Annotated in this window: 10 protein-coding genes; 3 read left to right on the forward strand and 7 right to left on the reverse strand. The window is 39.6% G+C overall.

Annotated features, from left to right (window positions below):
• Positions 1 to 591: 591 nt before the first annotated feature.
• The 3 genes from Q0976_RS20920 to acs all read right to left on the reverse strand — a co-directional run bounded on the left by Q0976_RS20920 (position 592) and on the right by acs (position 4,879).
• Positions 592 to 849, reverse strand: a complete 258-nt coding sequence (locus Q0976_RS20920; RefSeq protein ID WP_299496089.1) for a GrxA family glutaredoxin — start codon at positions 847 to 849, stop codon at positions 592 to 594.
• Positions 850 to 921: 72 nt separating this feature from the next.
• Positions 922 to 2,673 carry a DEAD/DEAH box helicase gene (locus Q0976_RS20925; RefSeq protein WP_299496092.1) on the reverse strand — a complete coding sequence of 584 codons (1,752 nt, stop codon included), beginning with the start codon at positions 2,671 to 2,673 and terminating at the stop codon, positions 922 to 924.
• A 259-nt stretch (positions 2,674 to 2,932) separates the two neighbouring features.
• Positions 2,933 to 4,879 carry an acetate--CoA ligase gene (acs, locus tag Q0976_RS20930; RefSeq protein WP_299496095.1) on the reverse strand — a complete coding sequence of 649 codons (1,947 nt, stop codon included), beginning with the start codon at positions 4,877 to 4,879 and terminating at the stop codon, positions 2,933 to 2,935.
• A gap of 386 nt (positions 4,880 to 5,265) precedes the next feature.
• On the opposite strand from acs, the gene Q0976_RS20935 reads away from it, so the two are divergent.
• The gene (locus Q0976_RS20935; protein WP_299496098.1) at positions 5,266 to 8,694 is read left to right on the forward strand and encodes a PAS domain-containing hybrid sensor histidine kinase/response regulator; all 3,429 of its coding nucleotides are present in this window, start codon (positions 5,266 to 5,268) and stop codon (positions 8,692 to 8,694) included.
• 58 nt (positions 8,695 to 8,752) lie between these two features.
• Here the strand turns inward: Q0976_RS20935 and Q0976_RS20940 are convergent, their stop codons facing one another.
• On the reverse strand, positions 8,753 to 9,622 hold the full coding sequence (locus tag Q0976_RS20940; RefSeq protein WP_299496164.1) for a LysR substrate-binding domain-containing protein: 870 nt from the start codon (positions 9,620 to 9,622) through the stop codon (positions 8,753 to 8,755).
• Positions 9,623 to 9,788: 166 nt separating this feature from the next.
• Between Q0976_RS20940 and Q0976_RS20945 the strand changes: the two genes are divergently transcribed.
• Positions 9,789 to 10,913, forward strand: a complete 1,125-nt coding sequence (locus Q0976_RS20945; RefSeq protein ID WP_299496101.1) for an S-(hydroxymethyl)glutathione dehydrogenase/class III alcohol dehydrogenase — start codon at positions 9,789 to 9,791, stop codon at positions 10,911 to 10,913.
• 26 nt (positions 10,914 to 10,939) lie between these two features.
• The gene (gene fghA, locus Q0976_RS20950) at positions 10,940 to 11,779 is read left to right on the forward strand and encodes an S-formylglutathione hydrolase (protein ID WP_299496166.1); all 840 of its coding nucleotides are present in this window, start codon (positions 10,940 to 10,942) and stop codon (positions 11,777 to 11,779) included.
• A 99-nt stretch (positions 11,780 to 11,878) separates the two neighbouring features.
• Here the strand turns inward: fghA and Q0976_RS20955 are convergent, their stop codons facing one another.
• From Q0976_RS20955 to Q0976_RS20965, 3 genes are all read right to left on the reverse strand, one after another.
• Positions 11,879 to 12,541: a response regulator transcription factor gene (locus Q0976_RS20955; RefSeq protein WP_299496104.1), complete on the reverse strand. Its 663-nt coding sequence runs from the start codon at positions 12,539 to 12,541 to the stop codon at positions 11,879 to 11,881.
• Between the two features lie 498 nt (positions 12,542 to 13,039).
• A complete protein-coding gene (locus tag Q0976_RS20960; RefSeq protein ID WP_299496108.1) occupies positions 13,040 to 13,462 on the reverse strand; it encodes an acyl-CoA thioesterase in 423 nt (140 codons plus the stop codon).
• A 248-nt stretch (positions 13,463 to 13,710) separates the two neighbouring features.
• Positions 13,711 to 14,778 carry a 3-deoxy-7-phosphoheptulonate synthase gene (locus Q0976_RS20965; protein ID WP_299496111.1) on the reverse strand — a complete coding sequence of 356 codons (1,068 nt, stop codon included), beginning with the start codon at positions 14,776 to 14,778 and terminating at the stop codon, positions 13,711 to 13,713.
• Between the last annotated feature and the right edge of the window lie 2 nt (positions 14,779 to 14,780).

Below are 14,780 nucleotides of genomic sequence, written 5' to 3' on the forward strand. Positions count from 1 at the left end.
GGTCGTTAGCTCAGTCGGTAGAGCAGTTGGCTTTTAACCAATTGGTCGAAGGTTCGAATCCTTCACGACCCACCACTTTTCAAAAATTACCTTCTTCCTGTACAACCAATTACTATTCTATTCTTTTAATTGTGTTGAGGTTTAATAAACCTTCAGTATTCATTGGTTCGTTAGCTCAGTCGCTTATATTAAATGATTAGGTAGTTGGCTTTTAACCAATTGCTATTCCATTCTTTTAATTGTGTTGAGGTTTAATAAACCTTCAGTATTCAATGGTTCGTTAGCTTAGCCGCTTATATTAAATGATTAGGCTGTTGGCTTTTAACCACGTGTTATTCACTAAGCGTTTGAAGGTTCGAACTCTTCACGACCCACCACTTTTCAAGGTTATCTTCTTTCAGCACAAAATATTGCTATTTCTCTATTTTAATTGCGTTAAGATTTAATACATTTTAATATTTCTGGTTTTCAGTAGAATATTTAATCAATGAGTTGAAAGTTATATAGAGTGGTGGAGATCTAGTGGGGTTGATATAGCGACATGAAGCAGAGATAAGAAAGAGGTGCTAGCACCTCTTTAGATGACAGAGATTATAATAAATTATTGTCTCTTACATATTGTTCAAACTCTGTACAACCACCAACATGTTCTTTGTCTACAAAAATTTGGGGTACCGTTTCAACTGGCTTTCCTACTGTTTTTTCAAGATCAGCCTTACTGATCCCTTCTGCGTGAATATCAACATATTTAAAGTCAAAATCATCACGTTTTTCAACTAACTGCTCAGATAGTTGAACAGCCCTAACACAATACGGACAGCCTGGTCGGCCAAAAATTACGACAAACATACTTTCTCCTAAAAAATCTTTGTCACATTTATACCATATGACCCAAGCAATTCATAATGGGGATTGTCTTTCTCATTCGAGTGAAAGTTGTTTATCGGTTTGATAACGCCCTTGATAATCGAAGAAAGTATCGACGAGATCCCAATATTTTTTATTTTTTTTCAATAATAGCAAATCGGGCTTTCTAAAATTGCCTTCATTTTTGATAATGTCAGTCGGTAATTTATATTTAGGGTGCTTCATTCCTGGGGTACGTGTATGGGAATGGATAAATATAGCGTACAGAGCGCTAATCTGTGCTGAAGTGCCCATTTGAAAGCGCCGAATAAAATCATTTCCGTCAATATCAATATAACGAATGATTAACTGAGTATTCTGACTTTCAAATAACATGGATTGGCATTTGAATAGATGATGATGTTTTTGTTGTAGGACTTCTTTGAGTCGTTTATCTGGGTCCACTAAAGTGGATTGGCAATGTTGGCAAATCTTAGCCGCAATATCGTTTTCTTCACCACATTGCGGGCAAGATTTAGAGCGAAACCTGAAATCACATTGAACTTGTTGTTGATTGAGATCTTTTACAATGAGCCCCTGACATCGACGTCCAAAATGCTCGATAATATCCCCATCATCATCGACTAATCCCCAAAAAATATTAGCAAATTGACATATTGGACAAAGCACTTGTACAGGCTTACTTTTGCTATTGGGTTTGATTTGCCCAACTTCAGGAAAATAAAGATCATAGCCGTTGGCAGCATAATCAATAACGAGACAATCTTGTTTATTTTCACAGATCCTAAGTCCCCTACCGACCATTTGTTGAAATAAACTGACTGAGGCTGTTGGACGTAATATGGCAATAAGATCCACATGCGGAGCATCGAATCCAGTGGTTAATACTGAGACATTGACTAAGAATTTAATTTTTTTGGCTTTAAAAGCGGTAATATATTCATCCCTTTCTTGAGTAGGGGTATTGCCTGTGATTAATACTGCCGTTTCAGAAGCGAGATGAGTAATAATTTCTTCAGCATGCCTAATGGTCGCAGCGAAAATAATGACGCCTTGCCGTGTTTTCCCCAATTCAATAAGTTGTTGACTAATTGCTGTTGTTGCCCGTCCACTGTGATCCAATAGTGAGTCAATATCACTTTCTGAGTATTCGCCATACTTTGACGGGGTTAAGTGGCTAAAGTCATATTGAGCTGATAAACCATCTAACATTTTGGGTTGGCAAAGAAAGCCAGATTTGATGAGGGGGCGTATTGGCAGTTCAAAAATACATTGTTTAAAAATAGCATTGTTAGGGTTACCGACTTTTCCATGATAATGATGTTGGTATATCCATCCAATACCTAAGCGATAAGGTGTTGCGGTTAAACCGAGTAATCTTAATTGTGGATTTTGCTTGAACAAATGAGTTAATAATTGTTGGTATTGACTTGTTTTTTCATTGCTGACGCGATGGCATTCATCGATGATCACGAGTGAATAGGCTTCATTAAACTGTTGGGGTTTTTTGACAGCAGATTGAATACTGGCGACAACTGTTTTACCGCGTGTGGACTTTTGATTGAGTCCTGCAGAATAAATACTGGCTTCAGTGGTAAGAAGGCCAACTTTTTCTGCATTTTGAGCGACGAGTTCTTTTACGTGAGTTAATACGAGGACGCGTCCTTTGGCTATTCTTGCTAATTCTGCAATGACAATGCTTTTTCCTGCTCCGGTTGGCAAGACAAGTACGGCTGGATCAGTGGTTTTTTTAAAATGCGTGATAGCAGCATCAACTGAATCTTGTTGGTAGTTTCTTAATTTCACGTAGCACAGTCATGATGTTTATTTTTGATAGGATAACAGTCTAGGAGCGCTTTATCATGACTTTTTGACCTCTCTGGTTTGAAAGAGGTCAATTGAAAAAAGGTGACTTTCACTCCTGGCTGTTGAAAGTGTGTCAAAGTACCTACTTTTGTGTTGTACCTCTTAAAAAGCAATAGGCACTTTTATTAATTATGTGCCTTAAATTACATCTTTGATATACACTGAAAACTGGCAGTTTAGAGTATTAGGGTCTACTGCATTACTTATTTAACCGTGTTGCAATTAAAGCGTCAATGACACTGGGATCGGCGAGCGTTGAAGCGTCGCCTAGTTGTGTCGTTTCATTCGCTGCAATTTTACGTAAAAATCGGCGCATAATTTTTCCTGATCGAGTTTTAGGTAGGCTCGGTGCCCACTGAATAAGATCGGGAGAGGCGATTGAGCCAATTTCTTTACGTACCCACAATATGAGCTCTTTCATTAATTGCTCACTTTCACCGACGCCATTATTTAAAGTGACATAGGCATATATACCTTGGCCTTTTATTTCATGTGGGTAACCGACAACGGCAGCCTCTGCAACCTGAGGGTGAGCGACTAATGCACTTTCAATTTCTGCTGTACCTAATCTATGTCCGGCGACATTGATAACATCGTCCACACGACCAGTGATCCAGTAGTAGCCATCCTCATCGCGTCTAGCGCCATCACCTGTACAGTACATGCCATTGAATGTTTTAAAGTAGGTTAAAATAAAGCGATCATGATCGCCATAAATGGTACGCATTTGACCTGGCCAAGAGTCTAAAATGACTAAGTTACCTTCGCTTTCACCTTCTAAAAGATTGCCGTGATTATCAACAAGTGCGGGTTGGATACCAAAGAATGGGCGAGTAGCTGAACCCGGTTTAGTGTCTGTCGCCCCTGGGAGAGGAGTGATTAATACACCACCTGTTTCCGTTTGCCACCAAGTGTCGACAATAGGGCAGGCTTGTTTTCCTATTGTGTCGTGATACCAGCGCCAAGCTTCTGGGTTGATGGGTTCGCCTACGGATCCAAGAATACGTAATGAGCTGCCATTGAAATGAGCACATTTTTCTTTCCCTTCGGCCATTAATGAGCGGATTAAGGTGGGAGCTGTGTATAAGGTTGTTACTTTGTGTCTGTCTATCATTTCACCGAGTCTTGCAGGACTGGGATAATTAGGGACACCTTCATGCATTAAAATCGTCGCGCCATTGGCTAATGGACCGTATACCATATAGGAATGGCCTGTTATCCAACCCACATCAGCAGTACACCAATAAATGTCTTCTTTTTTATGATCGAAAACATACTCATGGGTCATAGAAGCATAAACCATGTAGCCGCCAGTGGTATGCAAAACGCCTTTTGGACTGCCAGTGGAGCCTGAGGTGTAGAGTAAGAATAAAGGATCTTCTGCTGACATCTCCTCATAGGGGCAATATTGAGATGCGGTACTCATTAATGCATGCCAACTGACATCCCTGTCATCATGCCATTGCACCTTTCCAGAGGTATTTTCAATCACAATGACTTTTTCCACACAAGTGACATCGGCGTGTGATATCGCTTCGTCTACATTATTTTTTAAAGGGATGATACGTCCTGCTCTGACGCCTTCGTCTGCAGTGATCACGACTTTAGAGTTCCCATCTATGATCCTAGCGGCGATAGATTCAGGAGAGAACCCGCCAAAGATAACGGAATGTATAGCCCCTATTCGTGCGCAGGCGAGCATGGCGATAATAGCTTCAGGGATCATCGGCATGTAAATAGTGACAACATCAGCCCGCCTGACTCCTTGGCTTAATAATGCATTAGCGAACAGACAAACTTGTTGATGTAATTCTGCATAGGTCAAGGTGCGCTGTTTGTTGGGATCGTCACCTTCCCAAATAATGGCGAGTTTATTTTTATCGTGTGTTAAGTGTCTATCAAGGCAATTTGCTGACGCATTGAGCGTGCCATCATAAAACCATTTTATATAAAGGTTGTGATCGTCAAATGAGGTTTTCTTTATTTGACTGTAAGGTTTAATCCAATCGATACGTTTACCCTGTTCTCGCCAAAAACCTGTCGGGTTGATAACCGACTCTTGATACATTTTTTTATATTGCTCGTTAGATATGAGTGTATTTTCGGCTATTTTACTTGGAATTTTGTAGAGAGGTTGAGCTTTCATTTGAATTCCCTATTAAGGTGCAGGCGAGAAAGTGATTTTAAAATAGCATTAAATGTTAGCTTGAACCAGTTTAAAGCAGAGCCTTTTTGTTGCCATTCAATGACTTTTGTTTTCAGGATGTTTTAATTTAGTTTTTTTTTATCAGCATTCTTTTATTAGATGTTCAAAGGTCTTATTAGATGGAGTGGCTGAGATTAATTTGATAGCTGTTTTTTTTCATTCTCTATAAACTATGTCGATGTTTATACCTCTATTCCCTGAAAACACGTGCTTTTATTATTTTGGGTATACTCCATTAGCATTCTTTTAACGGTTAGTTAAAAAGTAGAATGGATCGTTGTTAGCGTTCTTATAAGCGTTTACTGGGTCTTAGAAACGAGAGAGTTATGAAGTTCACAATTATTATCAGTGCAACCGCTATTTTATATGCCTTGACCCTATTTCTGCTTGCTTGGGGTGCTGAACGCTGGTTTGTTACAATAACGAAACGCATACAAGTATGGATCTATGCGTTGAGCTTAGGTGTATATTGTTCTTCCTGGAGCTTTTTAGGCACTGTAGGTCAATCGGCGGAAGATCTTTGGTCTTTCCTTCCTATATTTGTTGGGCCGCTACTATTTTTTACCGTTGGTTTTGGATTGCTGAAAAAAATCGTGGTGGTAACAAAAAAACATAACATTACCTCTGTTGCCGACTTTATTGCTGCTCGATACGGTAAGTCACAAATGTTAGCGGCGATTGTGACCTTAATTGCGCTTGGCGCCATTATGCCTTATATCGTATTGCAGTTAAAAGCCATGGTATTTGGCATGAGTTTGTTTCAGCAAGGTCAAGGATTATTTAATGTTGAAACTGAAGCTTTAATTATCACGGTTATCTTGGCTTTATTTGCGATTTTATTTGGTACTCAAAAGCTTAATGCAACTGAGCATAATCCGGGGATGATACTGGCTATTGCGTTTGAGTCATTAGTCAAATTAGTGGCTTTTTTATTAATTGGTTTGATTATTGTTTTTGATGTGTTTGATGGCGTGGGAGATATATGGCAAAACGCAGTGAATCAAGATGTGATTAGCCAAACTGATTTTAATATCATGTCGTTAATGCCTGAGCTGTTCGTTGGCATGGCGGCTTTTTTGTGTATGCCTAGACAGTTTCACGTCATGATGGTGGAGTGTGATAGTGAAAAAACCTTGGTTAAGGCACGTTGGCTATTTCCGCTTTATTTGATTTTATTTGCTTTGTTTGTGATTCCCATTGCGCTCGCTGGAAAAAGCATTTTAGGGGATGTGGTTTCACCAGATAGCTATGTGGTTAATTTGCCTTTAGTGTTACAACATCCTTCCTTATCAATTATTGCATTATTGGGGACAATTTCAGCGGCAACAGGCATGGTTATTGTTGCTGTTGTGACCATAAGTGTGATGGTGAGTAATGAATGGGTTGTACCCATTATGCTTCGTACAGAGCAAATTAAGCAGAAAAACTTCAGTCACTTCTCTAGTGTGTTGCTCAATGCTAGACGATTAACCATCATTCTTATTTTGGGAATGGGTTATGTGTGCTACCTTGCACTCTTAGATAGTCCTTCTTTAGCTGGGTTAGGTATTTTATCTTTTGGTGCGTTTGCGCAATTGGCGCCTGCATTAATTGGTGGAATGTATTGGACTCATGGTAATCGTGGTGGCGTTTTTATTGGATTAATAACAGGCTTTAGTGTTTGGTTTATTATTCTTTGGCAAGAAGTGATAGAGTCGGTTGGCGATCAAGTTTTGCATGTTGATCTGATGTCAGTGATAAGGCCTGATGCCATTGATATCTCTTACGCGCTGCTGGCCAATATTTTAGGGTATATACTTGGATCTATTTGGTGTCGTGCTGGTGTCGTGGAAAGGATGCAAGCTCGAGCTTTTGTCACCCCTGGTACTTTAAAAAATCCATCAACAAGCCGATCAACTTCTATTACTCATCAAGATTTGTTATTACTGGCGAGCCGATTCATGAGCTCTGAAGAAGCTTATGACAGTTTTGCTCAATTTTCGAAAGATGCAGTAAGAAGTGACATGCGTGACAAAGTGGCGCCTCCTGAATTAGTGGTGCAGACAGAGCATTTATTGGCGGGGATTTTAGGGGGGTCGAGTGCTGCTCTAGTGATGGAGTCTGTTGTAAAGGGAAGAGATTTAGCCATTGATGAAGTGTTTAATTTGGTGGGAGATGCCTCTTCAAAAATAATGTTAAGTCAGGAAATGTTGCGAGGTGCTATAGAGCATGCTTATGAGGGAATGAGTGTGGTCGATAAAGACTTAAATTTAGTGGCATGGAATGATAAATATGTCGCATTGTACGATTATCCTGCTGAATTTTTAAAGACGGGAATGCCAATTGCTGATGTCATTCACTTTAACGCAATAAGAGGTTATTGTGGTGAGGGAGAGGTTAAAGAGCAAGTCGCCAGGCGAGTAGCATATATGCGTCAAGGCTCATCTCATATTTCTGAGCGAGAAAGGCAAGATGGGCGAGTGATTAAAGTGCAAGGTAACCCGATCCCTAGTGGTGGTTTTGTGATGACTTTTACTGACATTACTCAATATCGTGATCACGCTAAGGCATTACAGGATATGAACAATACCTTAGAGACGCGAGTAACTGCGAGAACCCATGAGTTATCGTTGTTAAATACTCAATTAACTCGAGCAAAAGCAGAAGAAGAAAAAGCCAATGCATCAAAAAGTCGGTTTTTAGCGGCTGTGGGACATGACTTGATGCAGCCTCTTAATGCCGCACGTTTGTTTTCAGCTTCTTTATCTCAAGATCCTGATCTGAATCAAACGGGTAAAGAAACGTTGACGCATATTGGTCGGTCATTAAAAGCAGCAGGAGAGTTATTAACCGACTTACTTGATATTTCTAAATTAGATTCTGGTACTGTTGATGTCAATCGTAAAGATTTTATGGTGAAAAACGTATTGAATGAGTTAGCCACCGAATTTGAAGCAATGGCTGCTGATTGTGAGATAGTTTTTAGCTATGTGTCTTGTTCGGCGATGGTTAATTCTGATCCGTATTTATTACGGCGGGTCATTCAAAACTTTTTAACAAATGCTTACCGTTATGCAAAGGGAGGGCGAGTAGTATTAGGTTGTCGTCATCGACATAATGGGTTAGAAATTCAAGTGATTGATACGGGGTGTGGAATAGCAGAATCTGATTTAAGTCAGATTTTTAGGGAGTTTAAGCGACTCGATAATCCAAAGACGAAGCAAGTGAGCGGATTAGGATTAGGTTTAGCGATTGTTGATCGTATTAGCCGTGTGCTTGATCACAAGGTACATGTCGAATCTAGCTTATCTGTCGGCTCTATTTTTTCAATTTGCATTCCTTATGGTCAGCCTGTTGTTAGTCCCGTAGTGAGTACTGCACCGACTTTGATGCAACCGTTAGCAGGGATTAAAGTGTTATGTATTGATAATGAGGAAGCTATTTTGGCTGGGCTTGAGTCACTGCTGCAGCGTTGGCAATGTGAAGTATATTGTGCCACTTCATTAGTTGATGCAAAGGTATTATTAGATTGTCAGCAAGTGGTACCGGATTTAATTTTGTCAGATTATCATCTTGATGATGGTCAAAATGGTGTTGATGCAATGGATGCTATACGTGCACTTTACGGTGAGACGATTCCAGGGATTTTGATCACTGCAAATAATCAAAAAGCCTTAATTGAAGATGTTCATCAACGGGGCTACGAGTTTATGGCAAAAATGGTTAAGCCTGCTGCGTTAAAAGTATTAATGTCTAGTCTCATTAAATCTCATTAATTGATGACAGTATAGGGAGAGTGAAATTGCCTCTCCCTTAATGTTGATAAATAACCCTTTATTGGTTTAACTTTTCGGTTAGGTAGTCCACTAACATACGTACTTTAGGTGATAAGTGACGGTTATGAGGGTATAAGGCCCAGATCCCATCTGAATCTAAGTATTGATCGAACAGGTTAATCAGTAAACCTTGTTGAATATATGAGAGGACATAATAATCAGGTAATTGAATGATACCTATGCCTTTTAATGCCGCATCAGTGAGGGCTTGACCACTATTACAGCGTAAATTTCCTGATACACGAATATTACGCCTGCTTCCTTGTTCTTGAAATTGCCAATAATCCTTTGTGCCGAGTAAGCAATTATGTTGTTCAAGTTCACTTAAACGTGTGGGTAAACCCTGCTGGTTAATATAATCAGGTGATGCACACACATGAAGTTTACGTGATGATAATTGTTTAGCCATCATACTGGAGTTTTCTAAATGCCCTAAGCGGATCCCCAAGTCAAAGCCTTCATCCACAAGATCTAATGCTTGATTGGAGAGGTGGAGCTGTACATTGAGTTCGGGATAACGAGCGATAAAGTCATTGACTAAAGGTGCAATAGTACGTTCACCATAGGTATTAGGGGCGGTTAATTTTAAATGGCCTCTTGGTATGGCGTGCAGGTTTGTGATAGCACGTTCAGCTTCATCTAAACCATCTAAGACTTGACGGCAATGTTGGTAATAGATTTTCCCCACCTCAGTGGCTGATACTTTTCTTGTAGTGCGATAAAATAGCTTTGCTGCCAGCCTTGCTTCTAATGCGCTGATCTGCCTACTGACCTGAGCGGTGGAGATACTGAGTTTTTTTGCCGCTAAAGTAAAACTTTCCATTTCAGCAACAGCAACAAATTCGCAAATACCTTCCCAGTTGAACAATGATGATTTACTCACAATGATGATTATGCTTATTATTACTATACAGTAAAAGTTATTTTCAATTTTACATGATTATCTTTTATTTAGTAATGAATATAATGAGGTTAATAAAAGAGGTATAGCTTCCCTCTTATTTCCTATAAATGTATGTTATACAGGACACAATATGCCAGCAGAAATAATCAAATCAAAAGCCGCGGTCGCATGGAAAGTTGGGCAACCTTTGTCAATGGAAGTGGTTGATGTTTTGCCACCTAAAGCAGGTGAAGTGAGAATTAAAATTGTTGCAACAGGCGTATGCCATACTGATGCATTTACGTTGTCAGGAGAGGATCCTGAAGGTATTTTCCCGTGTATTTTAGGTCATGAAGGCGGTGGGATTGTTGAATCTATTGGAGAAGGTGTGACAAGTGTTGCTGTGGGCGATCATGTGATCCCTTTGTATACTCCTGAGTGTGGGGAATGTAAGTTTTGTTTGTCAGGTAAAACCAATTTGTGTCAGAAAATTCGTGAAACCCAAGGCCAAGGTTTAATGCCTGATGGGACGACACGCTTTTATAAAGAGGGTGAGCCTATTTTTCATTATATGGGCTGCTCTACTTTTTCAGAGTATACGGTTTTACCTGAAATATCCCTTGCAAAAGTGAATCCTGAGGCACCACTGGAGGAAGTCTGTCTTTTGGGCTGTGGTGTGACAACGGGAATGGGGGCGGTGTTAAATACGGCTAAGGTTGAAGCAGGCGCAACGGTGGCAATTTTTGGTTTAGGGGGCATTGGGCTGTCAGCCATTATTGGGGCGACAATGGCAAAAGCGAGCCGTATTATTGCGATAGATATCAACGAAAGTAAATTTGAGTTAGCACAAAAATTAGGTGCAACAGATTGCATTAACCCTAAAAATTTCACCCAACCCATTGCACAGATTATTACTGAAATGACCGATGGTGGTGTGGATTATTCTTTTGAATGTATTGGTAATGTTGATGTTATGCGTTCAGCGCTAGAATGTTGTCATAAGGGGTGGGGGGAGTCAGTGATTATTGGTGTTGCCGGCGCAGGTAAAGAGATCAGTACTCGGCCATTTCAATTAGTGACTGGGCGTGTATGGAAAGGTTCTGCATTTGGTGGTGTCAAAGGACGTTCTGAGTTACCAGAGATAGTTGAGCGTTATTTACAAGGCGAATTTAAGCTAGGTGATTTTATCACGCATACTATGGAACTTGAAGGTGTTAATCAGGCATTTGAGTTGATGCATGAAGGTAAAAGTATTCGCAGTGTTATCCACTTTTAAGCAATAGGATAGTATTCATGGAAAACATGTCAACCTTAACTCAGATCAGCAGTAATAAAGCTTTTAATGGTTTACATCAACAATATAAGCATAAGTCGACGAGTTTAGATTGTGAAATGCGTTTTGCGATTTTTTTGCCACCTCAAAGTGAAATGAAGCCTGTACCCGTTTTATATTGGTTGTCTGGATTAACTTGTACAGATGAAAATTTTATGCAAAAAGCTGGTGCATTGAATATTGCGGCAAAACTGGGTATTGCTATTGTGGCTATGGATACCAGCCCGAGAGGGGATGGTGTCGCTGATGCAGAAGATGAGGCTTATGACTTAGGGTTGGGGGCCGGTTTTTATCTTAATGCCACACAGGCCCCTTGGGATCAGCATTATAAAATGTTTGATTATGTGTCGACTGAGTTACCCCAGTTAATCGAAGCACACTTTTCTGTGAGTGATAAAAGAGCGATTTCTGGTCATTCAATGGGAGGTCATGGTGCGTTAGTATTAGGCTTAACTCTAAGTGATCGATATACTTCAATTTCTGCCTTTAGTCCTATTTGCAATCCTAGTTCATCACCATGGGGGCGCAAAGCTTTTGCGGCTTATTTAGGCGATAATCTTGATTTATGGCAGCAATATGATGCGTCATATCTGATGCGGACTAAAGGGGTCTTAACACCCGTTTTAATTGATCAAGGCCAAGATGATATTTTTTTAGAGAAGGAACTTAGACCTGAAAGTTTACAAGATTTCATTAATCAGAAAAGCTCTCCAGTCACATTAAGGATGCAGTCTGGTTATGATCATAGTTATTACTTCATTGCGAGTTTTATCGAAGAGCATTTACTGTTTCATGCTCGATATTTTTAATCAGTGCTGTATTGTATCGTAGCGTTATCATTACGCCCCCATTAAAGGTTATTCAGGTTTTTAATGTGGGGCGTACTGCGCACCAAAGCTTGTATCAAGTTATTCTATCGGGCTTTTTTTCATTTCTAATTGTTTCAATGAAATGACAGCTTGAGTTCGGTTTCGTACCCCAAGTTTTTTGAAAATAGCAGTCGCATGCGCTTTAATTGTTGCTTCAGATACGGATAAATCATAAGCGATTTGCTTATTTAGGAGCCCTTCAGCAAACATCTGTAGAACTTTATATTGTTGGGGGGTTAGGGTCTTTAATTTACATGCCATTTGATTGACATCATCATTATTGATCTCCTGTAATTCTACGCCTTCAGGTAACCAAAAATCGCCTAACAATACGGTGGAGATGGCATTAGCGAGTGTATCCATAGAAGCGGACTTTGGGATAAACCCTGAACTGCCATAATGCATCGCTCTGCTTATGGTGTCGTTATCTTCATAAGCTGAAATAACAACCACAGGCGTACTTGGGTAATGTGCCCTTAAATGAATTAAGGTTGAGTAACCATTTGAACCAGGCATTTGCAGATCTAATAATATGAGATCGGGATCTAACTCGGGATTATCCAATGATGATTGTAATGCATCAGCACTATCGGCTTCATACCAAAGCGTATTGGTAAATATGTTGGTTAGTGCTTGTCTAAGCGCATTTCTAAATAAAGGATGATCATCCGCGATAATAATAGTTAATTTTTCAGACTTCATGAATTTATCTAATGTTAAGTTTGTGGCGCGGGAATAAGTTTAATGTAACAGATTATGTATTCGTTATTCTATCGATTTTATTCTTAATTACCAATAAAGTAATTTTTTAATCAAAAAATAATCATTTTCTGATTTTTTTATTTAATTTATAGGAACTTGTTGCGCTGGATTAATCATGGAACATCTTGAATAATGAACTTATATCATCATATTAGAATACATTTGTTTGTATATTGTTTTTATTATGTTGTTTTTTGTTTTTTAATTATGATTTATGTTTTATTAATAGGTTCTATAGTCAATTTTACTTTTTTTTTGTGCTTAATGTTTGTTTATTATTTTCTTTGTGTTTTATATTGGTTAATTTATTTGTTTTAATCTTTATTCTTTAAGTCATATTGTTCCCATGGTGAATAGGGGACTGATTATGATTAATTAGAGGTATACATTTAATAATAAGAGAGTATTAGGGGGATAATGCCCTCTCATTACTTAAGGTTAAATTGACTCTTGCCAGATTTGAGTAGGCTGTCTTTGTTTGTCAATAGCGACAAAGGTAAAGACGCCTTTTATGGCATGTTCTCTTATATCTTCATACATATCTTCGACAAAGATATTGACCTCCACTTTGATGGAAGTGTTACCAACATGGATCACGCGGGCGACAATTTCTGCTAGGGTACCAGCAGGAATGGATTTTTTAAAATCAATTTTATCAGAGCTTACCGTGACTAAGGTTTTACGGCAAAAGCGAGTTGCTGCAATAAAGGCTGTCTCATCCATCCAAGATAATGCTTCACCACCAAATAAGGTATTGTGATGGTTAGTTAATGAAGGGAAAACGACTTTAATGACTCTTGCTTCTGATTGTTCGATTCGAAGCGCCATGGTTTTGGATATTGGCTCGTTTGCAAAGGGCATACTACAACCTGAGATTATGCTGATAAAATTCGGGCGAGATTATAGTCATATTGGTTAGAAAAGAACAGAAATAAAACAGATGTTTTAATTGAGTGAGTAAGGAACCAGAGTTATTACTTTAGATTTAGCCATATCACGGGCACATTAACTCATTGAGAGAGGTATTGTTAGCTGTTTGAGGGGATTGTTCAACAATAGATAAAGGCTGTTAGTTTAGCCTTTATCTTAAGAGCGGGGTAAAGGAAGCGTTATGTGTTGTCTAAGAAGTGACGTCTTTCACGAGAGGCTTGGGCTAGATCCCTGAGTAATGCTTCTGAATCTTCCCAATGTAAACAAGCATCAGTAATACTTTTACCATACTCAAGAGGTTGGCCGTCAATCACTTTTTGATTGCCTTCCAGCATAAAGCTTTCAGCCATAATACCGGCTATAGCTGTAGAACCTTGACGCATTTGTGCCATGATGTCTTTGGCGACATTAAGCTGTTGTTTATGCTGTTTCTGACTATTGCCATGACTGAAATCCACCACCATACGTGGCGTGATCCCAAGTGCCGTTAATTGTTGGCTCGCATTAGCAATATCTTCGGCTTGATAGTTAGGCTGCTTACCGCCTCTTAAAATGATGTGACCGTAAGGGTTACCATGAGTACGATAGACTGCCATGGCGCCATCTTTATCCGGTGAATAGAAAATATGAGGGACTTGAGCGGCTCGAACAGCATCGACGGCGATATTAATATTACCGTCGGTGCCATTTTTAAACCCCACAGGACAAGAAAGTGCTGAGGCCATTTCTCGGTGAATTTGGCTCTCAGTAGTACGAGCGCCGATGGCGCCCCAAGTAATGAGATCGGCAATATATTGGCCATTCACCATGTCTAAAAACTCAGTGGCGATGGGTAATTTAAGTTCGGTGATTTGCTGTAATAATTGCCTAGCAAGACGTAGGCCTTTATTTGGGCTGAAGCTACCGTCAAGATCAGGATCTGAAATAAGGCCTTTCCAGCCAACAATCGTCCGAGGTTTCTCGAAATAAACGCGCATGACAATGCACAAATCATCTTTAAGTTCTTGATGCAGCGTTGCAAGACGTTCTGCATATTCTAAAGCCGCTTGAGTATCATGTATAGAGCATGGACCTATGATCACTAATAGGCGTTGATCTTCACCACTGATAATGGCTTCAACTTCTCGTCTCTGCTCGATAAGATAATCAGCTGCTGCTTGAGTTAAAGGGTATTCAGAAGCTAACTGCGCCGGTGAAATGACCTTGCATAAAAGGGAGGTACGTAATTCGTCTGTTTTGATGGTCATGC

This window comes from uncultured Shewanella sp. (genome assembly GCF_947501665.1).
Lineage (GTDB): Bacteria > Pseudomonadota > Gammaproteobacteria > Enterobacterales > Shewanellaceae > Shewanella.

Bases quoted from the DNA above. Each gene is read 5' to 3' on its own strand.
- Q0976_RS20920 (WP_299496089.1), bottom strand. From the start codon at position 849: ATGTTTGTCGTAATTTTTGGCCGACCAGGCTGTCCGTATTGTGTTAGG.
- acs (WP_299496095.1), bottom strand. From the start codon at position 4,879: ATGAAAGCTCAACCTCTCTACAAAATTCCAAGTAAAATAGCCGAAAAT.
- Q0976_RS20935 (WP_299496098.1), top strand. From the start codon at position 5,266: ATGAAGTTCACAATTATTATCAGTGCAACCGCTATTTTATATGCCTTG.
- Q0976_RS20945 (WP_299496101.1), top strand. From the start codon at position 9,789: ATGCCAGCAGAAATAATCAAATCAAAAGCCGCGGTCGCATGGAAAGTT.
- fghA (WP_299496166.1), top strand. From the start codon at position 10,940: ATGTCAACCTTAACTCAGATCAGCAGTAATAAAGCTTTTAATGGTTTA.
- Q0976_RS20955 (WP_299496104.1), bottom strand. From the start codon at position 12,541: ATGAAGTCTGAAAAATTAACTATTATTATCGCGGATGATCATCCTTTA.
- Q0976_RS20960 (WP_299496108.1), bottom strand. From the start codon at position 13,462: ATGCCCTTTGCAAACGAGCCAATATCCAAAACCATGGCGCTTCGAATC.
- Q0976_RS20965 (WP_299496111.1), bottom strand. From the start codon at position 14,778: ATGACCATCAAAACAGACGAATTACGTACCTCCCTTTTATGCAAGGTC.